Genomic DNA, 24,850 nt, shown 5'->3' on the forward strand with positions numbered 1-24,850 from the left:
ACCATGAGCGCATCACCACGCGTTGTCATTATCGGCGCCGGCATTGTCGGAACCAATCTTGCCGACGAACTCGCCACCCGCGGCTGGACCAACACCACGGTGGTGGAACAGGGCCCTCTGGAACTTGCCGGCGGCTCCACCTCGCACGCGCCGGGCCTCGTGTTCCAGAACAACCCGTCACGGACCATGACCGAATTCGCGACCTACACGGTGAACAAGCTGCTGGCCCTGAGCAAGGACGGCGAGTCCTGCTTCAACCAGGTGGGCGGCCTGGAGCTGGCAACCACCCCCGAGCGCCTCGCCGACCTCAAGCGCAAGATGGGTGTGATGACCTCCTGGGGCGTCGAAAGCCGGATCGTCGACGCCGACGAATGCGAAAAGATCTACCCCCTCCTGAACACCGGCAAGCTCACCGGCGGCCGCGAAGTCCTGGGCGGCCTGCTCATCCCCACCGACGGCGTGGCCCTGGCCGCCCGTGCGGTAGAGCTGCTGATCGAGCGCTCCAGCGAGCGTGGCGTGACGTTCCAAGGCTCCACTACGGTGACCGGCATTGCCCAGGAGGGCGGCAAGGTGACCGGCGTCGAAACCGACAACGGACTGATCCCGGCGGACATCGTGGTGTCATGCGCAGGTTTTTGGGGCCGTGAACTCGGCAAGATGGTGGGCCTGGAAGTCCCGCTGCTGCCGCTGGCCCACCAGTACGCCATCAGCACTCCGCTGCCCGAACTTGAGGGCGTCAACGAGCTTCCCAAGGGTGCCAGCAAGCCCATCCTGCGCTACCAGGACAGGGACCTGTACTACCGCGAATGGGGCGACCGCATCGGCATCGGCAGCTACGCCCACCGGCCCATGCCGGTGGACATGTCCGCCCTGCCGAAGGTTTCCGCAGAGGAAATGTCGGACCACCGCATGCCCTCCCGCCTGGAGTTCACCCTGGAAGACTTCCTGCCCGCTTGGGAGGACAGCCAGGACCTGCTGCCGGCACTGCGCAGCTCCGAGATCCAGGACGGCTTCAACGGCATCTTCTCCTTCACCCCCGACGGCGGCCCGCTCATGGGCGAGGCGCCCGACCTCCAGGGCCTCTTTGTTGCCGAAGCCGTCTGGGTGACGCACTCCGCCGGCGTGGCCAAGGCCATGGCCGAACTGCTGATCGAGGGCCGGTCCCGCACCGACCTGCACGGAACCGAGCTAACCCGCTTCGAAAAGGTCCAGACTTCCGACGCCTACGTCAGCGAGACGTCGCAGCAGAACTTCGTGGAGATCTACGATGTGATGCACCCGCTGCAGCCCAGGGAATCCCCGCGGGACCTGCGCGTCAGCCCGTTCAACGTCCGGCAGAAGGAACTGGGGGCGTTCTTCCTGGAGTCAGCCGGCTGGGAGCGGCCGCACTGGTTCGAGGCCAACCGCGGCCTGCTCGAGGAACTGCCGGAGGAATGGCAGACGCCTCCGCGGGATGAGTGGTCGGCCATGTTCTCTTCCCCCATTTCCGCAGCCGAGGCGTGGAAGACGCGCACCGCCGTCGGACTTTATGACATGACGCCGCTGAAGCGGCTCTCCGTCGCCGGCCCCGGCGCGCAGGCACTGCTGCACCGGCTCAGCACCGGAAACATCGCCAAAAAGCCGGGTGCCGTGACGTACTGCCTGCTGTTGGAGCACGACGGCGGCATCCGCAGCGACGTGACGGTGGCGCGTTTGGCGGAGGAAGAGTTCCAGCTCGGCGTGAACAGCAACGTGGACTTTGACTACTTGCGAGTGGAGGCGCGGAAGCAGTCGGCCGCGGATCCCGCGCAGTGGGTGCACGTCACCGATATCACCGGCACCACCTGCTGCATCGGGCTGTGGGGACCGTTGGCGCGCGAAGTGATTGGCAAGGTCAGCTCCGACGACCTCACCAACGACGGCCTGAAGTACTTCCGGACCAAGGAAATCTCGGTGGGCGGCATCCCCGTTACGGCCATGCGGCTCTCTTACGTGGGCGAGCTTGGCTGGGAGCTCTACACGACGGCCGAGTACGGGCTGAAGCTCTGGGACCTGCTGTTTGAGGCCGGCCGGGAGCACGGCATTGTTGCCGCCGGGCGTGGCGCGTTCAACAGCATGCGGCTTGAGAAGGGCTACCGGCTGTGGGGCACTGACATGACGTCTGAGCACCACCCGTTTGAGTCCGGCCTGGGCTTCTCCGTGGCCAAGGACAAGACGGGGTTTGTGGGTGCAGAAGCTTTGATTGCCCGCAAGGAGCAGCCGGTTACGCGGGCGCTGCGATGCCTGACGGTCGACGACGGTACTTCCATCGTGCTGGGCAAGGAACCTGTGTACGTGGATGGTTCTGCAGCCGGTTACGTCACTAGCGCCGCCTACGGCTACTCCGTCCGTAAGCCGATTGCGTACGCCTGGCTGCCTTCTGCAGTTTCTGTCGGTGATTCCGTTGAGATCGAGTACTTCGGGCGCCGCGTGGCGGCCACCGTCACGGCCGAGCCGCTGTTCGATCCGGGTATGGAGAGGCTGCGCGGCTGACTTATCGGTGATTGAGCCACTCGAAAACCGGGGGATGCCAGGCCGGCGGCCCCCGGTTTTCGCGTGCTCAGCGGCTGTCTTCCTTAAATGTCAGACCCTCGATGGATGATGAAGTCATGAGGAATCCGGTGGTGGCGAAGGCGTTTGCGGACATCACCGCGGCCGTTTCTGTGCTCACCGGCGTGGTGAACGAATCCGGTTCCGGTGGTCTTTCTGCGGAGGGCGATCCGTTGCAGGAATTGTCCGGGGATTGCCTGGATATTCTGGCCGGGGCCGCGGGAGCGGATGCGCAGATGGCCGGGTTGAAAGCACTAGCTGCCGTGACATACGCGGACACTGCCCAGGCCGCTGCCCCGCCGGATGCTTCGGTGCAGGCCCAGGAGATGGCAGTCACGGCGGAGGTTGCGTGTGCCCTGACCATCGGTGAGCGGGCGGCGGGTTCGTTCCTGGTCATTTCGCACGCCCTGACCACTACCTTGCCGCTGACCCTGGCCGCCCTGCAGAACGGTGTTATTTCGTGGCAGCATGCCCGGGTGATGGCGGACGAAGCCGCCACCCTTGACCGGGCCGGTGCCGCAGCGCTGGAGGCCCACTTCCTGGACCCGGACTCGCCGGGCTCGGCCCGCGGGTGTCCCGCCGGGGAAATGCCGGCATCCCGGTTCCGTCACCGGGCCCGCACGTGGCGGGAACGTCACCACGCCGAGAGCATCGAAAAGCGCCACGCCAAGGGTGTCCTGGACCGTCGCGTCGAGTACGCGCCGGACCAGGACGGGATGGCCTGGCTCACGGCCTACCTGCCCGCGGACCAGGGGGCAGCGATCTGGAACCGCACCACCGCTGTGGCGCGGGCTGCAGGGCCCGACGAACCCCGCACCCTCACACAGCTCCGCGCCGATGCCTTCGCCACCGCCCTCCTCAGCGGCGGAACCCAGCTCAGCAACGGGAACCCGGCAGACAGTGGTAATACCATCAGCCACGCCGACCCGGCGGAATACGGTCCGGGGCAGGTCCCGCCGCCGCGGGCCCAGGTGCTGGTGACAGTGCCGGTGTTTTCCCTCCTCGGCGCCACCGATGAGCCGGCGATGCTCGACGGGTACGGGCCGATCCCGGCGTCGATGGCCCGGGACCTCGTAGCGAACGGCGCCGATTCGTTCTACCGGGTCCTGGTCGATCCGCGGGACGGGGCGCCCCTGGAGATCGGCCGCACCAGCTACCGGCTCACCAAAGCCATGCGGCAATGGCTGCGGCTGCGCGACGGCAAGTGCCCGTTCCCCGGCTGCAGCAACAGCTCCCTGGACAACGAAGCGGACCACCTCCTCGCCTGGCACAAGGGCGGAACCACCGGCATAGCGAATCTGGGCCAGCCCTGCCCCAAGCACCACCGCCTCAGACATACGAGCGCCTGGAAACCCACCCCGGCCGCCAAGAACGAACCGCCCGGCTGGATCTCACCCTCGGGCAGGCACTACAAGAGCGAACACCAGGACTGGGAACCACCCCACTGGCCAGACAAACTGGCTCTACGACTGGACCCTGGTCCGCAACGGCAGAAAGCCTCAATCGCCGGTTATCCGGACTTTGTCTACGCCTGGCGCTCCCCGGTTGAAGAAGCCCTGCAGCGGCTCCTTCACGCCCCACCCGCCTGACAGCACGTGGTTCGGCAGGCTCAACCGCCCCGTGGTGGACGGCGACGCCCGGCTTTTGCCGAGTGTCGCCGTCGTCATAAGCGCTTGAAAGGAGGGCTGCGGGACTACACCGCGCCGGCCGCTTCGAGCTCCCCGGCTTCTGCCCCGGCGGCCTCCTCGTCGGCTGTGGCAGCGAGGTGCGGGACGAAGCGGACGAACATCGCTTTGAAGCCAGGCGTGTTGGACTCCCGCGCCACGTTTTCCTTGTGGACCAGGGCGTTGGCTTCGGGGAAGTATGCGGCGGCGCAGCCCTTCGCCGTCGGGTAGGCCACGAGGCGGAACTTGTCTGCCTGCCGGTCGTGCCCGCGGAAGGTGCTAACGACGTCCACGAGGTCCCGGTCCTCGAAGCCCATCTCGGCCAGGTCTTCCGGGTGCACCAGAATGACCCGGCGGCCGCCTGAGATCCCTCGGTAGCGGTCGTCCAGGCCGTAGAACGTGGTGTTGTACTGGTCGTGGCTGCGGATGGTCTGGAGCACCAGGTGCCCGTCGGGCGGTGTCAGGTATTCCAGTGGGCTGACCGTGAAACGGCCGCGGCGGATGTCCGTCTTGAACGACCGGGTGTCGCGCGGCGGGTTGGGCAGCACAAAGCCGTTCTTGGTCCGGACTCGGGTGTTGAAGTCCTCAAAACCTGGCAGGACGCGCGAGATGTGGTCCCGGACCACGTCGTAGTCCTCGGCCATGGCCTTCCAATCCACCGGACCGCCGTCGCCCAAAGTTGCCTCGGCCATCCGCGCGACGATCACCGGCTCCGCCAGCAGGTGCTCGGAAACCGGGGTCAGGCGGCCCTGGGTGGAGTGGACCACGGACATGGAGTCTTCGACCGAAAGGAATTGCGCGCCCTTGGGGTGTTTGTCGTCCTTGTCCGTCCGGCCCAGTGTGGGCAGGATCAGCGAGGTCCGGCCGTGCACCACGTGGGACCGGTTGGGCTTGGTGGAGATGTGCACGGTCAGGCCGATCCGCTGCATGCCGGCTTCCAGCGTTTCCGTGTCGGAGCACGCGAGCGAGAAGTTGCCGCCCATGGACACAAAAACGTCCACCTCGTCACGTTCGAACGCTTCCATGGCTTCCACGGCGTCGTAGCCGTGATGGCGCGGCGAGGTAATCCCGAACTCGCTGTCGAGTGCCTCAAGGAGCCACTCCTTGGGCTTTTCCCAGATACCCATGGTCCGGTCGCCCTGGACGTTGGAATGCCCGCGGACGGGGCAGGCGCCGGCGCCGGGCTTGCCGAAGTTCCCCTGCAGGAGCAGGACGTTGACCATTTCCTTGATGGTGTCCACCGAGTGCGGCTGCTGCGTCACTCCGAGGGCCCAACAGAAGATCGTGGCCTTGGACTTGATGAGCATCCCGGCCACGGTCTCGATCTGCTCGCGGGAAAGTCCGGTGGCCTTCTCGGTCTCGTCCCAGTCCAGTTCGCCGCGTGCGTCGCGGTAGGCGTCGAATCCGTCGGTCTGCGCGTCGACAAAGGAACGGTCGACGACGGTGCCCGGGTTGCGTTCCTCCTCCGCCAGGAGCAGGTGGCCGAGCGCCTGGAACAGAGCCAGGTCACCGCCCACCTTGATCTGGAGGTACTCGTCTGCCAGCGGCGTGCCGCCGCCCACCACACCCGAAACGGTCTGCGGATCCTTGAAGTTGAACAGGCCGGCCTCGGGGAGCGGGTTGACCGCCACTACCTTGCCGCCCTTGTCCTTGCATTCCTTCAGGGCCGAGAGCATACGGGGATGGTTGGTGCCGGGGTTCTGCCCGACGACGAAAATGAGCTCGGAGTCGTGGATGTCCTCCAAGGAGACGGTTCCCTTGCCGATGCCGATGGTCGGGTTCAGCGCTGAGCCCGAGGACTCGTGGCACATGTTCGAGCAGTCCGGCAGGTTGTTGGTGCCCAGGGCGCGCGCGAACAGCTGGTACATAAAGGCCGTCTCGTTCGCCGTGCGCCCGGAGGTGTAGAAGACACAGCGGTCCGGGGTGGAGGCGCGGATGTGTTCGCCAACGAGGTCGAAGGCATCAGCCCAGGAGATCGGGGAATAGTGGGCCTCGCCCTCGCGGATCACCATCGGTTCGCTCAGCCGGCCCTGGTTGCCCAGCCAGTATTCGGTCTTGGTGGAGAGTTCGGCAATGGAGTGCTTGGCCCAGAACTCCGCCCCGACCGTGCGGAGGGTGTTCTCCTCGGCTACTGCCTTGGCCCCGTTTTCGCAGAACTCGGCCGCCTTGCGCTTCGTGGCCGATTCGGGCCAGGCGCAGCCCGGGCAGTCGAAGCCACCCTGCTGGTTCAGCCGCAGCAGAGACTGCGCCGTGCGGGTGACGCCGGCCTGGGCGACGGCGCGCTCCAGCGCGACCATCACAGCCTTGACCCCGGCCGCTTCCTTCTTCGGCTTGTGAACCTCGAGGTCGTTCTCGTTGATGTCTGCGACGGGGGCGGGCTGCTTACCGAACTTCATTGTTCCAACTTCCTTACCGGCTCACGCCGTTCCTGTTCAAAACGCCCGATGAGGCGCGCCGAGTGTTGTGGCGCGCCTCGTCGGGATCGTGCCGTTGGGGAATCCTGCTCTACTGGGACACCTTAGCCAGCGTTTCCCGTTCGGCCCCAATTGTGGTGTCCTCGCCGTGGCCGGTGCGGACCACGGTGTCGGGCGGGAGCGTCAAGAGCCGTTCCCGGATGGAGGTGAGGATGGTGGGGTAGTCGCTGTAGGAGCGCCCCGTCGCGCCGGGGCCGCCCTTGAAGAGCGTGTCGCCGGTGAAGACTGTTCCCTCACTTTCCAAGTAGAAGCAGGTGGAACCCGATGAGTGACCGGGGGTGTGGATGGCCTGCAGGGTTGCGCCGGCCACCTCGAAAACGTCGCCGTCGGCGTGGTGCCGGTCCGGTTCCGTATCGGGGTAGACCTGCTTCCAGAGGACCAGGTCCTCGGGGTTCAGGATGATTGGGGCGCCGACGGCGGCCGCGACTTCGCGGGCGGCCCCGATGTGGTCGTTGTGGGCGTGGGTGAGGAGGACGGCCAGGACCTTCCGGCCACGGACCTGGTTGATGATCGCCCCGGCGTCGTGCGGGGAGTCGATGATGACGCACTCATCGTCGTTGCCCACGATCCAGACGTTGTTGTCCACGTCCCAGGTGCCGCCGTCGAGCGAAAACGTGCCTGAGGTGACCAGGTTCTCGATCCGGACGCCCATCATGAGGCCGCCGCGGCGGGGAGTTCGACGACGGAGCGCAGGACCTTGCCTTCGTGCATTTTGGCGAAGGCTTCCTCCACCTGGTCGATGGTGATGCGTTCGGTGACGAAGGCGTCCAGGTCCAGGTTGCCCTGCTTGTAGTGGGCCACGAGCATGGGGAAATCGCGGGAGGGCAGGCAGTCCCCGTACCAGGATGACTTCAGCGACCCGCCGCGGCCGAAGACGTCCAGCAGGGGCAGTTCGAGTTTCATGTCCGGCGAGGGGACACCCACGAGCACTGCGCGGCCGGCGAGGTCGCGGGCGTAGAACGCCTGTTTGTACGTTTCGGGACGTCCGACGGCGTCAATCACCACGTCCGCGCCGTTGCCGTTGGTGAGGGCCCGGATCGCCTCGATGGGGTCTTCCTTGCTGGAATCCACGCCGTGCGTGGCGCCGAGGGACTTGGCCATCGCCACCTTGTTGGCGTCGATGTCCACGGCAATGATCGTGGTGGCGCCGGCGAGTTTGGCGCCGGCGATCGCGGCGATGCCCACGCCGCCGCAGCCGATCACGGCCACGGACTCGCCGCGCTTGACCTCTCCCGTGTTGATGGCGGCACCGATGCCGGCCATCACCCCGCAGCCGAGCAGCCCGACGGCGGCAGCATCGACGTCGTCGTCAATCTTGGTGCACTGCCCGGCGGCAACCAGGGTCTTCTCCGCGAAGGCGCCGATGCCCAGCGCGGGGGAGAGTTCGGTGCCGTCCTCGAGCGTCATTTTCTGCGTGGCGTTGTGGGTGTTGAAACAGTACTGCGGCTGGCCCTTCGCGCAGGCGCGGCATTCGCCGCACACGGCGCGCCAGTTCAGGATGACGCGGTCCCCGGGGGCCACCTCAGTGACGCCTGGCCCGACGGCACTGACAACACCGGTTGCCTCGTGGCCCAGCAGGATGGGGAAATCATCGGTGATGCCGCCCTGCTTGTAGTGCAGGTCCGTATGGCAGACACCGCACGTCAGGATATCCACCAGCGCCTCGCCCGGGCCGGGGTCCGGTACGAGGATGGTCTCCACTGAAACCGGGGCGTTCTTTTCCTTGGCGATGACCGCTTTTACTTTGTGAACCATTGGCTGGTTTCCTTCCTGAGGACAGGGACTCGGGGACGGCGCTTGGGCGCCAGCCGGCGCCCGTCAGTTTAGGGTTTCGCCGCGGCTCCCAGCCCGAGGCTCGCAGACTGCATAGTGCGTATTACACAACACGGCGCGTATCGCGCGTACTCGAAATATGTCAGCCCGCGCTGTGGCTGTCAATAGAACGCCGCAGTGCTGCGTGGGTGCGTGGCCTCAGGACCATGGCCCAAGTCGCCGCGGCGCAACGAGGCTTCGCTAAACGCAACTGTAGGATATCCGGTTTTCAATGCGGCCACTCGGACCACGTTGCCTCCTGTGTTACGGCCCGGGGGACATCCACGGCGCCCAAGTCGCCGCAATACTCAAAATAGACCATTGACTGTGGCGCCCATCACCCATAGTCTGTTGCAACAGCGTTGCGCTGAATGCAACCCCAAACCAATTTGGTGGATACATGAGTAACGAAACTTCCTCCCCGGCCCGTGGCCGGGAGCATAACCCGGAGCCAGATCCCACGCACGATGGTTCCGGTGCGGGCCGCAGCACCCTGAGTGGCCAGGGCTACAACCCTGCTGACAACGCTGTCAGCAGGGAAACCCGCCGCAGAGTTATCGCGGCCAGCTTCATCGGCAACTTCGTTGAATGGTTCGATTACGCCGTCTACGGCTACCTTGCCGTCACAATCGCCACAGTGTTCTTCCCTGAATCCGACCCCCAGACCGGACTCCTGCTGACCTTCGCCCTGTTCGCCATTTCGTTCCTGGTCCGCCCGTTGGGCGGCTTCGTCTGGGGCCACATCGGCGACAAGGTGGGCCGGCGGACAGCACTTTCGCTGTCCATCCTGATCATGTCCGGGGCCACGTTCTGCATCGCACTCATCCCGGGTTACGGCACGATCGGCATCTGGGCGCCCGTCCTGCTCCTGATCATCCGGGTAGTGCAGGGCTTCTCAGCCTCGGGTGAGTACGCCGGAGCATCGGCCTTCCTCGTCGAGTACGCACCCGCCAACAAGCGCGGCCTGTACGCGGCAGTTGTACCGGCCAGCACCGCGGCCGGGCTGCTCCTGGGCTCCCTGCTCGCGGGCCTCTTAACCGTCCTGCTCACGTCCGACGCGATGCACAGCTGGGGCTGGCGCCTGCCGTTCCTGCTGGCTGCCCCGATGGGACTGATCGGCCGCTACATCCGGACCAAACTCGAAGACACTCCCGTGTTCCGCGAAATGGCGAAGGAGGATCAGGCGGTCAAGGCGCCTGTGTCCAACCTGTTCCGGAACCACTGGCGGCAGCTGCTTCAGGCCGTCGGAGCCGTGCTGCTCAACGCCGTCGGGTTCTACGTCATCCTCAGCTACATGCCCACCTATCTGTCCTCGGAGCTGGGCCTCGGCGCCACCGAATCGTTCCTTGCCACGACCATCGCGCTGCTGACCTACATCGGGTTCATCTTCCTGACTGGGATGCTCTCGGACCGCTACGGCCGCAAAAAGGTGCTGATCAGTGCGTCCATCACCTTCATCGTGCTGACCGTACCCGCCTTCGCACTGTTGGGAACGGGGAACTTCCTGGTTATCGTCCTCGTCCAAATTCTGCTGGGCGCAATGCTCACGCTCAATGACGGGACGCTTCCCAGTTTCCTGGCCGAAATGTTCCCCACCCGGGTCCGCTACAGCGGCTTCGCCGTCAGCTTTAACCTCTCCAACGCCCTGTTCGGCGGCACCGCACCGTTCATGGCAACCCTCCTAATCGCAGCCACCGCCAACAACCTGGCCCCCGCCTGGTACCTCGTCGGCGCGGCCGTCATTTCCCTGATCGCCGTGGCGCTCTCCAGGGAAACCTGCAACGAACCGCTGCGCCATGAGTAACCCAATTCTTTCCACCACTTCCCACCTCAAAGTAACTGCACCACAGAAAGGCAACACCATGACCATCACCACCGAGAACGCATCGTCCATCGCTGAACTGGAGCGCACCAAGGTCCTGAAGAACGGCGAGAAGGTCAGCCTCACGTTCTCCGACACGGAGTTCGAGCGTAGGCTCGCCGGCCTGCGCCGCATCATGGTCGAGAAGGACCTCGACGCCGTCGTCCTGACCAGCTACCACTCCATCAAGTACTACTCCGACTTCCTTTTCACCACTTTCGGCCGTTCCTACGCCATGGTGGTCACCAAGGATGACAACGTCACCGTCACCGCGAACATCGACGCCGGAATGCCGTGGCGCCGCAGCTACGGCGACAACATCATCTACACGGACTGGCGCCGCGACAACTACATCTTCGCCATCCAGGAAGTCCTGCGCACCCGCGGCATCAACCCGCGCCGCCTCGGCGTGGAGGACGACTCCCTGCCGCTGGACAATCGCAACAAGATCCAGGCCGCTTTCTCCGGCGCCACCCTGGTGGACGTGGCCCAGGCCGCCATGCGTCAGCGCATGATCAAGTCCGCTGAGGAGATCGAGGTCATCAAGCACGGTGCACGCATCGGCGACCTGGGCGGCGAAGCCATCCGCAACGCCATCACTGCCGGCATCACCGAATACGAGGTCGCCCTGATCGGCACCGAGGCCATGGTCCACGAGATCGCCCGGACCTTCCCGAACTCCGAAATCCGCGATACCTGGGTGTGGTTCCAGTCCGGCATCAACACCGACGGCGCCCACAACTGGGCCACCACGCGCAAGATCCAGGAACACGACATCCTGTCCCTGAACTGCTTCCCGATGACGTCCGGCTACTACACCGCCCTGGAGCGCACCCTGTTCTACGGCGAACCGGATGCCCGCTCACTGGAGCTGTGGAACATCAACGTCGAGGTCCACAAGCGCGGTCTGGAGCTGATCAAGCCCGGCGCTGTCTGCAAGGACATCGCCGCGGAGCTCAACGAGATCTACGTGGGCCACGGCCTGCTGGCCAACCGCACGTTCGGCTACGGCCACTCCTTCGGTGTGCTCAGCCACTACTACGGCCGTGAAGCCGGGCTGGAGCTCCGCGAGGACATCGACACCGTGCTGGAACCGGGCATGGTGGTCTCCATGGAGCCGATGATCACCGTTCTCGATGGCCAGCCGGGCGCCGGCGGCTACCGCGAACACGACATCCTCGTGGTCGGCGAAGACGGAGCCGAGAACATCACCAAGTTCCCGTTCGGCCCGGAATACAACATCATCGGAGCCTAGCCCCGAGGCTGGCCCCTCCGGGTTCCTAGGCCGGAAAGCGGCGCCGCACTGGCTGCGGCGCCGCTTTCCGCGGACTATGCGCAATGATAGTGAGCACCATGACCACACCAGATTCCCGTGACACCAACGGCAGCGACGTTAACGGCAAGGCCGATACCAAAGGCGCCTCGGTCATTGTCAACGCCATCGCCGTTTTGCGATCCTTCACCGCTGACGAACCCTTGCTGGGCGTCACAGAAATCGCGAACAGGGTCGGCCTGCACAAGAGCACGGTGTCACGGATCCTGGCGACTTTTGAACAGGAAAACCTCGTGGAGCGGGACGCGGACACCCGCCGTTTCCGCCTCGGACTGGGGCTGATCGCCGTCGCGGGGCCGCTGCTGGCTGAACTGGAAGAGCGCCGCGTCGCCTATCCGGTTCTCCGGGAGCTCACCGAACTGACGGGGGAGACCAGCGCCCTGATGATGTGGGAGGGCAATCAGTCCATCTGCGTGGAGCAGATCGCGAGCCGCCATCAGATCAAACACACCACCCCGCTGGGGGCGCGGTACAACGACGCGTTGAGCGCCTCGGTCCAGGTGTTCCTTGCAACGGAACCGGAAGAACGCGTGCGCTCCCTTATCCGCAGCGGAGCCATCACGTACGCAGGGGTGGATGAGACCAGCCTCGACGGCTACCTGGTCCGCCTTAAAGACGATTCCCGCCGTGGGTGGGCGGTCAATTACGGGGAGAGCTCGCTGGATGAAGTCGGCGTTGCCGCCCCCGTTTACGATCACCGCGGCGATGTTGTGGCAGCTGTCCTCATCCCCGCCCCGCGGTTCCGCGTCTCCCAGGAGCGGTTGCAGAACCTTGGCGAATCCTGCGCGGCAGCGGCCAACAAGGTCACGGCGAGGTTGGGCGGAAACACCGCCGCCGCCGCCGCCCCAGCACTCTAAAGACCCCAAACGCTCTCTCACTTAGTGCAAGAAAAACCGGAACGCTCTTTCACTTAATGTGGGTTTCTACCCATCCCTCTCTCACTCTCCTGAGGAAAGTGAGAGAGGGACGGTCAAAAACAAGCATTAAGTGAGAGAGCGTCCGGCGCTGCTACGTGGCCTCGGGCGTTGGCGGGTCCCCGGCTTCGATCTCGTCGGAGTAGGGTGCGCACGGGCCATTGTGGTCGGCGAAAAGTTCGTTGGCAGCCAGTGCCAAAAGGTCCCGTTGGAGCTGCGGCAGGGAGAGCAGGCCCTGCATGTATGCCGTTCGTCCAGGGCGCGGGCCCCCTCCGAGCTACTGCCCACCGTTGCCGGCCCCCGTCTCACGCTCAACCGTGATGGCCCACAGCATGGGCGCGTTCCCGCCGAGCAAGGACGCTGAAATGGCTGTCAGTCCCAGCAGAAATTCGGTAAAGCCTGGACTCTCAAGAAGCAGGTCCTGCAACTGTTCCGCTGACGGGCGAGCGTCGTTCTCGGCCATGCGGCCTCGATTCCATGCAACGCTGGGGGGTCACCGGACCCGGCTGGCGGCTGCGCGCTCTCTGCGCGCACGGCCCGAGTATTCAACCCCGGACCTCTTTCACCACCCGAAATCTCCTACTACCGACACTACGCTCATTCGGGGCCGCGGCGGGCGGTTCGGGCCACGCATTAGGGGGGGCGGCGGAGGCGGGTCGCGGCCCCATTGTTGCCTCTATTCAAGTGCACAAAATCCCTTGTCCCAACGCTGTAGGCTCGGCACATGACTGAGCTGCGGCGTCGAACGTTGGTGTTGCGCACCTTGGCGGGCGCCGCTGTGGCGGCAACCGGGGGCGCGATGGCCGCGTGTTCGAGCGGCACCACTACGGACGGCGATTCCGGCAGTGTCACGGGGGTTGCGGTGAGGCGGCACAAGTACCAGTACGGCGAGGACCCCAGCCAGTGGGGTGAGCTCTTCCTGCCGGAACTGCAGGCCGGGGGAGAGCATCATGGCGTGGTGGTGGTGATCCACGGCGGCTACTGGCGCTCGCAGTACGGCGCCGAACTCGGGGAACCGATCGCCAAGGACCTGGCAGCGCAGGGTATGGCCGCCTGGAACCTTGAATACCGCCGGGCCGGCAACGGCGGCGGCTGGCCGAACACGTTCATCGATGTGCTGGCGGGAATCGACAAACTGCAGGACCTTGCGGCCGTGCACGCCCTGAACCTGGGGCCGGTAGTGGCGCTGGGCCATTCAGCCGGCGGGCACCTGGCTGCATGGGCTGCGGGCCGGGGCAAGCTCGCCCAATTGGGTCTTCCGGACACGGACAGCCAGGTACCGCGCCGGCAGGATGCGACGTCGGTCCACCTCACCGGCGTGGTGAGCCAGTCCGGACTCCTCAACCTCGCCGAGGCGGAGCGACTGAACCTCAGCAACGGTGCGGTGGGCAACCTGCTGGGCGGGCCGTCGTCGGAATATCCCCAGCGCCACAGATACGCGGACCCCATGACCACCCTCCCGCCGGCGGTGCCGGTCATCGCGGTCCACGCAGCCGACGACGACAGTGTTCCCCAGAGCCAGTCCGAGTCCTACGTCAATGCCGGGACGGCAGCTCACATGGCGACGCGCCTGGTCAGCGTGCCCGGCGACCACTTCGACCTCATCGATCCGAAAACCCCCGCATACCGGACGTGCCGCGAGCTGGTTCGGTCGCTTCTGGGTTAGATTCGGTCTGTAGGGGGAAGGGTGGATAATTAGTTAAGCCACTCTAGACATTGGACGTCCCATCTCCTGTACCCTTGAGGTAATACAAGTCGTTGCCCCCGGGCGCGGCAAGGAGGAGACCACGTGGCTACCGCATCCCAAGAAGTATCGCCCGCCCGTTTCAGCGCCCAGCTCCGTTCGCATGCCCTGCAGACGCGGATTATGGACCTCATCCTGGAGCGCGGCCTGGACGTCGGCGATTCCTTGCCCACCGAAAGCGAGCTCTCCGCCGAACTTGGCGTGGGCCGCAACACCGTCCGCGAATCCCTGAAGGTACTGCAGGCTTTGGGTGTCATCGAGATCCGGCACGGCTTCGGCATGTTCGTTGCACCTAACAACTTCAGTGCCCTCGTCTCCGGCCTGACCTTCCGCGGCCGGCTGTCGCTTCGCCACAAGGGCGAGGAAGCCATGGAACTGATCGATGTGCGCCAGGCCCTTGAATCGGGACTCATCGGGTCGGCCATCGACCTCCTCACGGACCAGCACTTGGCCGACCTGCGCGCCACGATGGAAGCCATGGAAGCCGCAGCCAAGAACGGCGAACACCTGTACGTTCACGACGCCGAGTTCCATCGCCGCCTGTACGCACCCCTTAACAATGAGCTGCTGATCAACCTGATGGACGTGTTCTGGCAGGTGTACCGCAAGATCCACCTGGCCCTCGGAACAGGTCCCGTTAACCTCGAAGAGCAGACCCAGGACCACTGGGACATCTACGAGGCCGTGGCCAACAAGGATAAAGCACTGGCCTCCGAACGCCTGCAGCGCCACTTTGACGGCATCCGCTCGAAACTCAAGGACGTCGCCGCCAGTTAGGCCGGCCGCCTGAACCCGTCCGTCCCCACCGCCTGCACAACCGGGCGGCCTCAGCCCTGCCCGAATTTTCGTAGAAAGTGCCCTTGCCGTGGAAATCTTCGTAGTGCCTACCGCCTCAGCCACCGGTTCCGTTGCCGCCGGGATCCTTGCCGCCGTCATCCGCAGCAAGCCCGACGCAGTCCTGGGCCTGGCGACGGGCGGCTCACCGCTGCCCATCTACGCTGCGCTCGCAGGCCACACCGTGGACATGTCCCGGGTCAGTGGCTTCGCCCTCGATGAGTATGTGGGCCTGCCCGCCGGACACCCCGAAAGCTACGCCGAGGTTGTCCGTCGCGAGGTGACTGAACGGCTGCAGCTGGACCCCGCCAAGGTTGCCGTCCCGGACGGCAGCGCCGCTGACCCCGAGCGGGCAGCTGTCGAATATGATGCCGCCATCGCCGCCGCCGGCGGCATCGACGTGCAGATCCTCGGCATCGGCCACAACGGTCACCTGGCCTTCAACGAGCCCGGCTCCGACCTGGATTCACGGACCCGCGTGGAGGTCCTCACCGAGCGCACCCGCGCGGCCAACGCCCGCTACTTCAGCACGGCGGACGAAGTTCCGCTCCGCTGCATCACCCAGGGCCTGGGCACCATCATGGAAGCCCGGCACCTGCTGCTGGTGGTCAACGGCGCGGACAAGGCCGGCATCCTGGCCGCCGCCCTGAACGGTCCCGTCACCGCCGACTGCCCGGCGTCGGTCCTGCAGCGGCACCCGCACGTGACGGTGGTGGCCGACGAGGCAGCCGCTTCGCAGCTGGCACCGGGCAGCGGCCAGGTGGCCGTCCGGGTGGCGGGTGCACGCGCCGGCGTCTAACGGGCCTGGCTACATAGTCTGCTCCTTATGCCCGGCGTAGGGGTCCGCGATGCCGATGTATTGGGTGGTGGTGTATTCGGCGATGCCCTCCGAACCGCCTTCGCGGCCAAGGCCGGACTGCTTGACTCCGCCGAAGGGCGCCGCCGCGTTGGAGATGACGCCGGCGTTGAAGCCCACCATGCCGAATTCGATCTGCTCTGCCACCCGCAGCAGCCGGTTGAAGTCGCGGCTGTAGAGGTAGGAGGCGAGGCCGTATTCGCTGGCGTTGGCCAGCCGGATGGCGTCTTCCTCGGTTGTGAAGGTGGTGATGGGGGCGACGGGTCCGAAGATTTCCTGGCGGAGGATGGCGGCGTCGTTGGGCACGTTGGCGAGCACGGTGGGCGGGTAGAAGTAGCCGGGGCCCTCCGCGGGTGTCCCGCCGGTAATGGCGGTGGCGCCGGCGGCGACGGCGGCGCTCACCAGAGCGTGCACGTCGTCACGGGCGCCGGCGTCGATGAGCGGTCCGACCTGGGTGGCGGGGTCGGTGCCGCGGCCGGTGGTGAGGGCGCCCATCGCGGCGGCGAACTTGGCTGTGAACTCCGCCGCGACAGATTCCTGAACGAGGAAGCGGTTGGCGGCGGTGCAGGCCTCGCCCATGTTCCGCATCTTCGCCGCCATGGCACCCTCGACGGCCTGGTCCAGGTCGGCGTCCTCGAAGACGATGAAGGGTGCGTTGCCGCCGAGCTCCATGGAGGTTCGCAGTACGTTCTGCGCTGCGTCGGCGATGAGGCGTTTGCCGACCGGCGTGGAGCCGGTAAACGAAACCTTCCGCAGCCGGGAATCCTTCAGCAGCGGCCCGGAGATGCCGGATGCCGACGCGGAGGACACCACGTTCAGGACACCGGCGGGCAGGCCGGCGTCGAGCATGGTCCGGGCGAACAACTGAGCTGTCAGCGGGGTGAGCTTTGCAGGCTTCAGGACCATGGTGCAGCCGGCGGCGACGGCGGGGGCCACCTTGCGGGTGGCCATGGCCAGCGGGAAATTCCATGGTGTGATCAGCAGGCACGGGCCCACCGGCTTGTGCTGGACGAGGATCTTGTTTTTGCCCTCGGGCGTGGTGAGGTAGCGGCCGTAATCGCGGACGGTTTCCTCCGAGAACCAGCGCAGGAACTCGGCGCCGTACATCACCTCGCCACGTGCTTCGGCCAGCGGTTTGCCCATTTCCAGGGTCATCAGCAGCGCGAAGTCCTCGGCGCGTTCAGTGACCAGGTCAAAGGCACGGCGCAGGATCTCGGCCCGTTCCCGCGGTGCCGTCCGCGCCCAGGACGCCTGGACCTTGTCCGCGGCGTCGAGCGCGGCGACCGCGTCCTCGCTGGTGGCGGAGGCGAGGGTGGCGAGCACCTCCCCCGTGGCGGGATCGTGCACATCGAAAGTGCCGCCGTCGGACGCGTCCACCCACTGCCCGCCGATCAGCAGGCCGGTGGGAACAGAGGCGAGCAGTTCGGCTTCACGCTCGGGTGAAATGGCAGGGGCGATCTCGGAAACGGTCATGAGGAAAGTCCTTAGGAGTGATCAGTAGCTGGCGGGCGAATCGCCGTCGGACGGCTGGACGTACCGGGCCGCGAGGGCTTCGGAGCCCCGGGCCAGCAAGGCGACGTCGGCGCCCACCAGGATGAAGTTGGCGCCGCTGTTGAGGTAGTGCCGGGCGGTGTCGGGGTTGAAGGCGTTGACGCCGGCAGGCTTTCCGGCCGCTTTCGCAGCCGCCAGGCAATGTTCGACGGCGGCGCGCACCTTGGGGTGTTCCTGCTGTCCCAGCAGGCCCAGGGAAGCGGCGAGGTCCGAGGGGCCCAGGAAGATCGCGTCCGCGCCGTCAACCGCGAGGATGTCTTCCACGTGGTCGACAGCCGCCGTTGACTCGATCTGGACCGTGACGCTGATGGTTTCCCCGGCCCGGGCAAGGTAGTCCGGGACCCGGTTCCAGCGGGCGGCCCGGGCAAGCGCCGAACCGACCCCGCGGACCCCGTGAGGCGGGTAGCGGGTGGCCGCCACGGCAGCCTCCGCGTCCGCCGCCGAGTTGACCATGGGGATCAGCAGGTTCTGCACACCGAGATCCAGGTACTGCTTGATCACCACGGTGTCGTTCACCGGCGGCCGGACCAGGGTGTGGACCGGGTAGCCGTGGACGGCCTGAAGCTGGGCGAGGATGGATTCCAGGCCGTTGGGGCTGTGCTCGGCATCCACCAGCAGCCAGTCCAGGCCGGACCCGGCGCAGAGCTCGGCGATCAGCGGGCTGCCGGAACACACCCACATCCCGGCCAGCGGACGGCCTGCTTCACCCTGTTCGCTCCGCAGGGCGTCCCGGAACGTGTCTTCTAGTCGAAGCGGCATGTCACAACTCCCAGCGGTCCGTAGTCGGCGTGGACGGTGTCGCCCTTGTAGACCCACATCGGGCGGGTGAAGGAGCCGGCCAGGATGATGTCGCCGGCCTTCATGCCGTCGCCGTGGGCTGCGATCTTGTTGGCCAGCCAGTGCACCCCGTTGGCGGGGTGGTCCAGGACGCCTGCGGCTACGCCGGTCTCCTCGACGGTCTGGTTTTTGTACAGGATGGCTGAGACCCAGCGGAGGTCCACGGCGTCCGGCTTGACCGGGTTGCCGCCGATCACCATGGCGCCCATGGCGGCGTTGTCCGCAATGGTGTCCACGATGGTCCGGCCCTCCATCTCGATCCTGGAGTCCAGGATTTCGAGGGCCGGGATCACGTAATCGGTGGCGTTCAGGACATCGAAGATGGTGCAGCCGGGGCCTTTGAGCGCGCTCTTCAGGACAAACGCCAGCTCCACCTCCACGCGGGGATGCGTGTACTTGTCCCACTCCACCGAGCAGCCCGTTTCCAGGACCATGTCATCAAAGATGGCGCCGTAGTCCGGCTCGGTGATGCCCGTGGCGGCCTGCATGGCCCGGGACGTGAGGCCGATCTTCCGGCCAACCAGCGTGCGGCCGGCTTCCTCGTTCCGGCGGCGCCACAGCTGCTGGACGGCGTAGGAATCCTCCACCGTCATCTCCGGGTAGCGGGCCGTGAGGCGGGGGACCGGGGTGCGAGTCCGGCCAGCTTCGAGCAGTTCGTCCGCAATGGCCTCAATCGTCTTGGAATCCAGCATGGCTACAGCTGCGCTCCGAGCTTGAAACCGGACTTCTGTTCAACGGCGCCGGCCCCCTCTCCTTCGGTTTTGCGGGTGTAGGAGAACCCGTCGGCGCCCACGGTGACGGCCATTTCGGAGGCGTCGGTGCGCTGGATGACGGGCTGCGGGTTGCCGTCGAGGTCCAGGACCAGGGAGGCCTCGGTGTACCAGGACGGGACCACGGGGTTGCCCCACCAGTCGCGACGCTGGTTGTCGTGGACGTCCCAGGTGATGGTGGGGTTGTCCGGGTCGCCGGTGTAGTAGTCCTGGGTGTAGATCTCGATGCGGTGGCCGTCGGGGTCCAGGATGTAGAGGTAGAAGGCGTTGGAGACGCCGTGGCGGCCGGGGCCGCGTTCAATCCTGTCGCTGATGCGCAGGGCGCCCATCTTGTCGCAAATCTGGATGATGTTGTGCTTCTCGTGCGTGGCGAACGCGACGTGGTGCATGCGCGGGCCGTTGCCGCCGGTCAGGGCGGTGTCGTGCACGGTCTGCTTGCGGTGCATCCACGCGGCGTACGTGACGCCGTCGGAATCCTTGATGTCTTCGGAGACGCGGAAGCCCAGGTCCTCGAGGTACTTGCGGCCGCGGGGCACGTCCGGGGTGACCTGGTTGAAGTGGTCCAGGCGGACCAGTTCGCCGGCGGAGTAGAGGTCGTAGCGCTGGGTGAGGCGTTCCACGTGCTCAACATCGTAGAAGAACTCGTAGGGGAAGCCCAGCGGATCCTCGACGCGGACGGAATCGCCGATGCCCTTGGTGAAGCCTTCCTTGCGGCGTTCCACCCGGCACCCGAGTTCCCTGTAGTACGCCTCGGCGGCGTCCACCTCGGCGGGGGACTTCACCCGGTAGGCGAAGGCGGCGACGGCGGCGATGGGTCCCTTGCGGAGCACCAGGTTGTGGTGGATGAACTCCTCAAGGGATCGCAGGTAGATGTTGTTCTCGTCTTCCTCGGTGACGTGCAGGCCCAGGAGGTCCACGTAGAACTCCCGCGATTTCGCGAGGTCGGTAACCACGATTTCCATATAGGCGCAGCGCACGATGTCCGGTGCCGGAACGGTGGGGGTGGGAACAAAGTTCGTCATGGAGTTCTCTCTTCTTTGAAAGGGTTTGGGAAGCGCTGTCAGGCGCCGAATTTGGGGGTGTGGACGCTGCCGAGCGTGATGTGCACGGCCTGCTGGTCGGTGTAGAAATCGATGGAGCGGTAGCCGCCTTCGTGGCCGAGGCCCGAGGCTTTGACGCCGCCGAACGGGGTGCGGAGGTCGCGGACGTTGTGGCTGTTCAGCCACACCATGCCGGCCTCGACGTTCTGGGAGAAGTTGTGCGCCCGGGTCAGGTTCTGGGTCCAGATGTAGGCCGCCAGGCCGTACTTGGTGTTGTTCGCCAAAGCCAGCGCTTCGTCGTCGTTCTCGAACGGGGTGATGGCGACGACGGGGCCGAAGATTTCTTCCTGGAAGATCCGCGCGTCGGGGGCGACGTCGGCAAACACCGTGGGTGCGATGTAGTTGCCTTCGGGGAGGTGCTCGGGGCGGCCGCCGCCGGCAAGGAGCTTGCCTTCCGACTTGCCGATTTCCACGTAGGACGCCACCTTCTCGTAGTGCTCCGGGTGGACCAGCGCCCCCACCTGGGTCTTGGGGTCGTGCGGGTCACCGACCACGATGTTCTTGGCCCGGGCCGCGTACTTTTCGCAGAACTCGTCGTAGATGGCGCGTTCCACCAGGATGCGGGACCCGGCCGTGCAGCGCTCGCCGTTGAGCGAGAAGACACCGAACAGGGCGGAATCGATCGCGGCGTCGAGATCGGCATCGGCGAACACGACGCAGGGGGACTTGCCGCCGAGTTCCATGGACAGGCCCTTAAGGTTGGCCGCCGCGTTCCGGAAGATGGTCTGGCCCGTGGTGGTCTCACCGGTGAAGGAGATGAGCGGAACGTCCGGGTGCTTGACCAGGGCGTCGCCGGCCTCCTCGCCGAGGCCGTTGACCAGGTTGAACACACCGTCCGGCAGGCCGGCGTCCTTGAAAATGGTCGCCCACAGCGAGGCAGAGAGCGGGGTGAATTCGGCCGGCTTGAGGACTACGGTGTTGCCCGTGGCCAGCGCCGGGGCGAGTTTCCAGGACTCCAGCATGAACGGGGTGTTCCACGGCGTGATGAGGCCGGCGACGCCGATCGGCTTGCGGTTCACGTAGTTGATCTGGGAGCCGGGAACCTTCATGGCGTCGTCGAACTGCGCCACGATCAGGTCCGCGAAGAAGCGGAAGTTCTCGGCCGCACGCAGGGCCTGGCCCTTGGCCTGGGTGATGGGCAGGCCGGTGTCGAAGGTCTCGAGTTCGGCGAGCCGTTCTTCCTGGGCCTCGACGGCGTCGGCGATCCTGTTCAGGATCCGGGCGCGTTCGCGGGGCTTCATCCTGGGCCAGGGGCCGTTCTTGAAGGCTTCACGGGCGGCGGCGACGGCGAGGTCGATGTCCTCTTTCTGGCCGGCTGCCGCGGTGGCGTAGTTCGTGTTGGAGACCGGGTCCAGGACGTCGAACGTCGCACCGTTCACGGAGTCAATGAACTGGCCGTTGATGTAGTGCTGGATGTGGGTGGGCAGGTCCTGCGGCACGTAATGCGTGCTGGCTTCTGCGGCAGTGAACGTCATTGTTGTTTCCTTAGCTACTAGTCCAACGCGGGGTCACTTTTCGCCCAATGAGGGCCGTTTATCGGGCGATTAGTGACCCCGCGTTGCTTTATGGGAGGGGTTGAGCCTGCGCGAGGTAGGCGTCAAGGGTGGCGCTGCGGTGGAGTCGTGCTGCTTTTTCGATGGTCTCGGCGTCGGCCCCGGATTCTATGAGCCGGAGCAACGCCTCGTGCTCGTCCACGGAGTCGTGGGCACGGCCGGGGACGAAGCGGAACGTGGAGGACCGCAGTGACGCGAGCCGGTTCCAGCCCCGGTGGACGAGGTCCAGGATGTGCGGGTTGGGGCAGTGTTCGAAGAGGACGCTGTGGAAGTCCTGGTTGAGGTGCGTGAAGCGGACGGGATCGAAGTGCTCCAGGCACTCGCGCATCTCTTCGTTCACTGCGCGGGCCCGGGCTACATCCGCCTCGCCGATCAGCGGAGCGGACAACGCGGTGGCAGCGCCCTCCACAATGCTCAGGGTCTGCATCGTGTAGAGGTATTCGGTGGGGTCGATCCCGGCCACCGTGGCGCCCACGTTCCGCTCGAACTTCACCAGTCCCTCGGCCTCGAGCCGGCGGATGGCCTCCCGGACCGGTACCACACTGAAACCCAGGTCCTTGGCGATGACCGCCAGGACCAACCGGTACCCGGGCGTGAAGGTGCCGCCCACAATCTGGGCCTTTACTGCTTCGTAGGCCTGCTGGGACTTGCTGCCGGCGGCCGCTGTCGATTCAGCCACTGCAGTCTCAGTCATTGGCTTTCCCTGCTTCCCATTCCTTGTACCGGTCCTGCCACTCAGCGTTCATGGGGTACAACCCGTCGACGCTGTTGCCCTGCTGGACCATCTCGAAGATGAAAGTTTCTTCCTTTTCCTGCTGGATGCAGTCCTCCACCAGTTCTTTGGCGATGGCCGGCGGGATCACCAGGATGCCGTCGGAGTCGGCCACGATGATGTCGCCCGGCTGAACCGTGGCACCGCCGCACGCGATGGTGATGTCCGTGTCCCACGGGATGTGGCGGCGGCCCAGCACGGCAGGATGCGGGTTGGCGAAGTAGGTGGGCATCTCCAGGCCGGCCACCGCGGTGTAGTCGCGGACGCCGCCGTCGGTAATGATCGCCGCAGCGCCGCGGACCTGGGCGCGCAGGGCCAGGATGTCGCCGACCGTCCCCGTGCCCTTCTCGCCGCGGGCCTCCATTACCAGGATTTCGCCTTCGTTGACCGAATCTATGGCGCGCTTCTGGGCGTTGAAGCCGCCGCCGTGGGTCTTGAAGAGGTCCTCACGGTTGGGGACGTAGCGCAAGGTCCGGGCCAGGCCCACAACGCGGCGGTCAGGCCGGGTGGCCTGCAGGCCGTCGATGCTGACGTTGTTCAGGCCGCGCTTGCGCAGCTGGGAGGACAGGGTGGCAGTGGCGACGCTTTCCAGCTTGGCTTTCAGCTCGGGGGAGAGGACAGGCCCGACGGCGGCCGCTTCCGCAGGTGCCAAACCCGCCGCTTCGCGTGAACCGTACGCCTCCTCCCGCTGCAGGTCATCAACCTTGGGTGCGGCACCAAACTCAGCGAACGCCGTCGTGCCTTCCTCCACGGCGGTGACCAAGCGCCCTGTGGTGAGGCGGCCGTCAGCAGTGCTGACCTCAACTTCCAGCACGTCACCGGGCTTGGCCACGGAGGCGCCGGCCGGTGTGCCGGTGAGGATGATGTCCCCCTCCTCGAGCGTGAGCAGCTGGGACAGGTCCGCCACCAGCCGGGCGAACGGGAAGAGCAGGTCCTCGGTGGTGTCATCCTGGACCAGTTCGCCGTTGTGCCAGGTGCGGATGCGCAGTCCGGCAGGGTCCACGGCATCCGCCGGGAGCAGTGCCGGGCCCACCGGGGTGAAGCCGTCTCCGCCCTTGGACCGGAGGTTCGAGCCCTTGTCCGCGTAGCGGAGGTCATAGACGCCCAGGTCGTTGCTGGCGGTCACCGCGGCAACGTGGCTCCAGGCATCCTCGATGCCGACGCGCCGGGCCGCCTTTCCGATGACCAGGGCGATCTCGCCCTCGTAGCCGAGCAGTTCGCAGCCTGCGGGGCGTTCCACCACGCTTCCGCTGAGGGAGAGCGAGGACGACGGCTTGAGGAAGTAGGACGGCTGGGCCGGCGTGCGGCCCCGCTGGGCTGCCCGGCTGGGGTAGTTGATGTGTACCGCGATCACCTTGCGTGCCGCTGCGAGGATGTCCCCGTTGACCTGCTCCAAAACCGTCTCCTCATCAAGTACGAAATCGTATACGATGACTATGGCAAACCGCTTGGGTGCCTGTCAACCCCCAAATGGGAAGTAGTTTGAGGTGCGCTTCATCCGGCAGAAACGGCCTGAGAGGCTTGGATGCGCAGTGCCTTAACGCGGAGCGCCTAGATGCTCAGTTCCACTGCCTCGGCGATTCGCCGCGCAGCCGTGACCACCAGGTTCCCGTGATCTTTTCCGGGCGATTCCGATACCCGGGCAAGGGGCATGGCCAGGCATACTGCGGCGACCATCCCTTCCCCGGTGCGCACGGGAGCGCTGACTGAGCCAAGGCCGGGGGTGCGGGAACCAACCGATTCAATCCAGCCGGTCAGGGACAACTCGGCAAGGGCGTCCTCTTCGGCCGCGAGGAGGCGGCCGCTGGAGCCTTGCGGCAGGAGCAGCCTGGAGCCCGGGGGAAGGGTGGCGCGGAGCTCGTGCCGGCTGTCGGCGCTGTAGAGGCAGACTCGTTCATCCCCCCGCCGCACCCACAGCTGCGCGGTCTCGCCGGTCTGGTCCCGGAGGTCATTGAGGACCGATATGCCTGCGTTCTCCAGGGCTGACCGGACGAACCGGTCACCCATTCGGAACGCTCCGCTGTCCGTGCGGCGCAGGAAGTCGTAGTCCGCGAGCTGCAGGGCAAGCCGGTGCGCCGTCGACAGCGACAGGCCGGTCCGCCGGGACAGCTCACTGGCTGACACGGCGGACCGGCCCACAGCATCAAGGATGGCGGCGGCACGTTCGAGCGTGCGGTTGCTTCCGTTGGTCTCAGGAGAGGGCATAT

The 24,850-nt window shown here is 65.9% G+C and carries 21 protein-coding genes; 8 read left to right on the forward strand and 13 right to left on the reverse strand.

All coding sequences use genetic code 11. The features are described from left to right. Window positions 1–3: 3 nt before the first annotated feature. Both AC1MCD_RS00700 and AC1MCD_RS00705 read left to right on the forward strand, forming a co-directional pair. Complete coding sequence (locus tag AC1MCD_RS00700; RefSeq protein WP_498674924.1) at window positions 4–2,511, forward strand: GcvT family protein; 2,508 nt, start codon at window positions 4–6, stop codon at window positions 2,509–2,511. A gap of 116 nt (window positions 2,512–2,627) precedes the next feature. Further along, window positions 2,628–4,157: an HNH endonuclease signature motif containing protein gene (locus AC1MCD_RS00705; RefSeq protein WP_498674926.1), complete on the forward strand. Its 1,530-nt coding sequence runs from the start codon at window positions 2,628–2,630 to the stop codon at window positions 4,155–4,157. Between the two features lie 104 nt (window positions 4,158–4,261). Here the strand turns inward: AC1MCD_RS00705 and AC1MCD_RS00710 are convergent, their stop codons facing one another. The 3 genes from AC1MCD_RS00710 to AC1MCD_RS00720 all read right to left on the reverse strand — a co-directional run bounded on the left by AC1MCD_RS00710 (window position 4,262) and on the right by AC1MCD_RS00720 (window position 8,461). After that, window positions 4,262–6,628, reverse strand: coding sequence for an FdhF/YdeP family oxidoreductase (locus AC1MCD_RS00710; RefSeq protein WP_498674928.1), 2,367 nt, complete (start codon window positions 6,626–6,628; stop codon window positions 4,262–4,264). 109 nt (window positions 6,629–6,737) lie between these two features. Then, window positions 6,738–7,358, reverse strand: coding sequence for an MBL fold metallo-hydrolase (locus tag AC1MCD_RS00715; RefSeq protein WP_498678446.1), 621 nt, complete (start codon window positions 7,356–7,358; stop codon window positions 6,738–6,740). Further along, window positions 7,358–8,461: an S-(hydroxymethyl)mycothiol dehydrogenase gene (locus AC1MCD_RS00720; protein WP_498674930.1), complete on the reverse strand. Its 1,104-nt coding sequence runs from the start codon at window positions 8,459–8,461 to the stop codon at window positions 7,358–7,360. Before AC1MCD_RS00720 ends, AC1MCD_RS00715 begins: the two co-directional genes overlap by 1 nt. 457 nt (window positions 8,462–8,918) lie before the next feature. Here AC1MCD_RS00720 and AC1MCD_RS00725 point away from each other — a divergent pair, with 457 nt between their 5' ends. The 3 genes from AC1MCD_RS00725 to AC1MCD_RS00735 all read left to right on the forward strand — a co-directional run bounded on the left by AC1MCD_RS00725 (window position 8,919) and on the right by AC1MCD_RS00735 (window position 12,569). Then, window positions 8,919–10,322: an MFS transporter gene (locus AC1MCD_RS00725; RefSeq protein WP_498674933.1), complete on the forward strand. Its 1,404-nt coding sequence runs from the start codon at window positions 8,919–8,921 to the stop codon at window positions 10,320–10,322. 58 nt (window positions 10,323–10,380) lie between these two features. Next, complete coding sequence (locus AC1MCD_RS00730) at window positions 10,381–11,634, forward strand: aminopeptidase P family protein (RefSeq protein WP_498678449.1); 1,254 nt, start codon at window positions 10,381–10,383, stop codon at window positions 11,632–11,634. Between the two features lie 98 nt (window positions 11,635–11,732). After that, the gene (locus AC1MCD_RS00735; RefSeq protein ID WP_498674935.1) at window positions 11,733–12,569 is read left to right on the forward strand and encodes an IclR family transcriptional regulator; all 837 of its coding nucleotides are present in this window, start codon (window positions 11,733–11,735) and stop codon (window positions 12,567–12,569) included. Window positions 12,570–12,720: 151 nt separating this feature from the next. Here the strand turns inward: AC1MCD_RS00735 and AC1MCD_RS00740 are convergent, their stop codons facing one another. Then, window positions 12,721–12,867, reverse strand: a complete 147-nt coding sequence (locus AC1MCD_RS00740; RefSeq protein ID WP_498674937.1) for a hypothetical protein — start codon at window positions 12,865–12,867, stop codon at window positions 12,721–12,723. Window positions 12,868–12,903: 36 nt separating this feature from the next. Then, window positions 12,904–13,089 (reverse strand): hypothetical protein, encoded by a 186-nt coding sequence (locus AC1MCD_RS00745; protein WP_498674939.1) that lies wholly within the window; start codon window positions 13,087–13,089, stop codon window positions 12,904–12,906. A 399-nt stretch (window positions 13,090–13,488) separates the two neighbouring features. Here AC1MCD_RS00745 and AC1MCD_RS00750 point away from each other — a divergent pair, with 399 nt between their 5' ends. The 3 genes from AC1MCD_RS00750 (at window position 13,489) to AC1MCD_RS00760 (ending at window position 16,003) form a co-directional block, all read left to right on the forward strand. Continuing rightward, on the forward strand, window positions 13,489–14,292 hold the full coding sequence (locus tag AC1MCD_RS00750; protein WP_498678451.1) for an alpha/beta hydrolase: 804 nt from the start codon (window positions 13,489–13,491) through the stop codon (window positions 14,290–14,292). 123 nt (window positions 14,293–14,415) lie between these two features. Next, window positions 14,416–15,147, forward strand: a complete 732-nt coding sequence (locus tag AC1MCD_RS00755) for a FadR/GntR family transcriptional regulator (protein WP_498674941.1) — start codon at window positions 14,416–14,418, stop codon at window positions 15,145–15,147. Window positions 15,148–15,235: 88 nt separating this feature from the next. Continuing rightward, window positions 15,236–16,003 (forward strand): glucosamine-6-phosphate deaminase, encoded by a 768-nt coding sequence (locus AC1MCD_RS00760; protein WP_498674943.1) that lies wholly within the window; start codon window positions 15,236–15,238, stop codon window positions 16,001–16,003. Window positions 16,004–16,012: 9 nt separating this feature from the next. Here the strand turns inward: AC1MCD_RS00760 and AC1MCD_RS00765 are convergent, their stop codons facing one another. The 8 genes from AC1MCD_RS00765 to AC1MCD_RS00800 form a co-directional block, all read right to left on the reverse strand. Continuing rightward, complete coding sequence (locus tag AC1MCD_RS00765) at window positions 16,013–17,533, reverse strand: NAD-dependent succinate-semialdehyde dehydrogenase (RefSeq protein ID WP_498674947.1); 1,521 nt, start codon at window positions 17,531–17,533, stop codon at window positions 16,013–16,015. A gap of 21 nt (window positions 17,534–17,554) precedes the next feature. Then, window positions 17,555–18,370 carry an HpcH/HpaI aldolase family protein gene (locus AC1MCD_RS00770; protein ID WP_498674951.1) on the reverse strand — a complete coding sequence of 272 codons (816 nt, stop codon included), beginning with the start codon at window positions 18,368–18,370 and terminating at the stop codon, window positions 17,555–17,557. Beyond that, entirely contained in the window at window positions 18,355–19,140 is a 786-nt protein-coding gene (gene hpaH / locus AC1MCD_RS00775; RefSeq protein WP_498674953.1) for a 2-oxo-hept-4-ene-1,7-dioate hydratase, read from the reverse strand. Before hpaH ends, AC1MCD_RS00770 begins: the two co-directional genes overlap by 16 nt. A gap of 2 nt (window positions 19,141–19,142) precedes the next feature. Further along, a complete protein-coding gene (hpaD, locus tag AC1MCD_RS00780; protein ID WP_498674954.1) occupies window positions 19,143–20,240 on the reverse strand; it encodes a 3,4-dihydroxyphenylacetate 2,3-dioxygenase in 1,098 nt (365 codons plus the stop codon). 38 nt (window positions 20,241–20,278) lie between these two features. Then, window positions 20,279–21,793 (reverse strand): 5-carboxymethyl-2-hydroxymuconate semialdehyde dehydrogenase, encoded by a 1,515-nt coding sequence (hpaE, locus tag AC1MCD_RS00785; RefSeq protein WP_498674956.1) that lies wholly within the window; start codon window positions 21,791–21,793, stop codon window positions 20,279–20,281. A gap of 88 nt (window positions 21,794–21,881) precedes the next feature. Then, window positions 21,882–22,565: a GntR family transcriptional regulator gene (locus AC1MCD_RS00790; RefSeq protein ID WP_498674958.1), complete on the reverse strand. Its 684-nt coding sequence runs from the start codon at window positions 22,563–22,565 to the stop codon at window positions 21,882–21,884. Then, complete coding sequence (locus AC1MCD_RS00795; RefSeq protein WP_498674961.1) at window positions 22,558–24,039, reverse strand: fumarylacetoacetate hydrolase family protein; 1,482 nt, start codon at window positions 24,037–24,039, stop codon at window positions 22,558–22,560. The genes AC1MCD_RS00790 and AC1MCD_RS00795 overlap by 8 nt, the downstream gene beginning before the upstream one ends. Window positions 24,040–24,194: 155 nt before the next feature. Continuing rightward, window positions 24,195–24,848, reverse strand: a complete 654-nt coding sequence (locus AC1MCD_RS00800) for an IclR family transcriptional regulator (protein ID WP_498674963.1) — start codon at window positions 24,846–24,848, stop codon at window positions 24,195–24,197. Window positions 24,849–24,850: the final 2 nt, after the last annotated feature.

This window comes from Arthrobacter sp. BF1, from assembly GCF_056680215.1.

What these genes read in the sequence shown, in the direction of transcription:
- AC1MCD_RS00700 (WP_498674924.1), top strand. Translation starts at nt 4, where the DNA reads ATGAGCGCATCACCACGCGTTGTCATTATCGGCGCCGGCATTGTCGGA.
- AC1MCD_RS00705 (WP_498674926.1), top strand. Translation starts at nt 2,628, where the DNA reads ATGAGGAATCCGGTGGTGGCGAAGGCGTTTGCGGACATCACCGCGGCC.
- AC1MCD_RS00710 (WP_498674928.1), bottom strand. Translation starts at nt 6,628, where the DNA reads ATGAAGTTCGGTAAGCAGCCCGCCCCCGTCGCAGACATCAACGAGAAC.
- AC1MCD_RS00715 (WP_498678446.1), bottom strand. Translation starts at nt 7,358, where the DNA reads ATGGGCGTCCGGATCGAGAACCTGGTCACCTCAGGCACGTTTTCGCTC.
- AC1MCD_RS00720 (WP_498674930.1), bottom strand. Translation starts at nt 8,461, where the DNA reads ATGGTTCACAAAGTAAAAGCGGTCATCGCCAAGGAAAAGAACGCCCCG.
- AC1MCD_RS00725 (WP_498674933.1), top strand. Translation starts at nt 8,919, where the DNA reads ATGAGTAACGAAACTTCCTCCCCGGCCCGTGGCCGGGAGCATAACCCG.
- AC1MCD_RS00730 (WP_498678449.1), top strand. Translation starts at nt 10,381, where the DNA reads ATGACCATCACCACCGAGAACGCATCGTCCATCGCTGAACTGGAGCGC.
- AC1MCD_RS00735 (WP_498674935.1), top strand. Translation starts at nt 11,733, where the DNA reads ATGACCACACCAGATTCCCGTGACACCAACGGCAGCGACGTTAACGGC.
- AC1MCD_RS00740 (WP_498674937.1), bottom strand. Translation starts at nt 12,867, where the DNA reads ATGCAGGGCCTGCTCTCCCTGCCGCAGCTCCAACGGGACCTTTTGGCA.
- AC1MCD_RS00745 (WP_498674939.1), bottom strand. Translation starts at nt 13,089, where the DNA reads ATGGCCGAGAACGACGCTCGCCCGTCAGCGGAACAGTTGCAGGACCTG.
- AC1MCD_RS00765 (WP_498674947.1), bottom strand. Translation starts at nt 17,533, where the DNA reads ATGACCGTTTCCGAGATCGCCCCTGCCATTTCACCCGAGCGTGAAGCC.
- AC1MCD_RS00770 (WP_498674951.1), bottom strand. Translation starts at nt 18,370, where the DNA reads ATGCCGCTTCGACTAGAAGACACGTTCCGGGACGCCCTGCGGAGCGAA.
- hpaH (WP_498674953.1), bottom strand. Translation starts at nt 19,140, where the DNA reads ATGCTGGATTCCAAGACGATTGAGGCCATTGCGGACGAACTGCTCGAA.
- hpaD (WP_498674954.1), bottom strand. Translation starts at nt 20,240, where the DNA reads ATGACGAACTTTGTTCCCACCCCCACCGTTCCGGCACCGGACATCGTG.
- hpaE (WP_498674956.1), bottom strand. Translation starts at nt 21,793, where the DNA reads ATGACGTTCACTGCCGCAGAAGCCAGCACGCATTACGTGCCGCAGGAC.
- AC1MCD_RS00790 (WP_498674958.1), bottom strand. Translation starts at nt 22,565, where the DNA reads ATGACTGAGACTGCAGTGGCTGAATCGACAGCGGCCGCCGGCAGCAAG.
- AC1MCD_RS00800 (WP_498674963.1), bottom strand. Translation starts at nt 24,848, where the DNA reads ATGCCCTCTCCTGAGACCAACGGAAGCAACCGCACGCTCGAACGTGCC.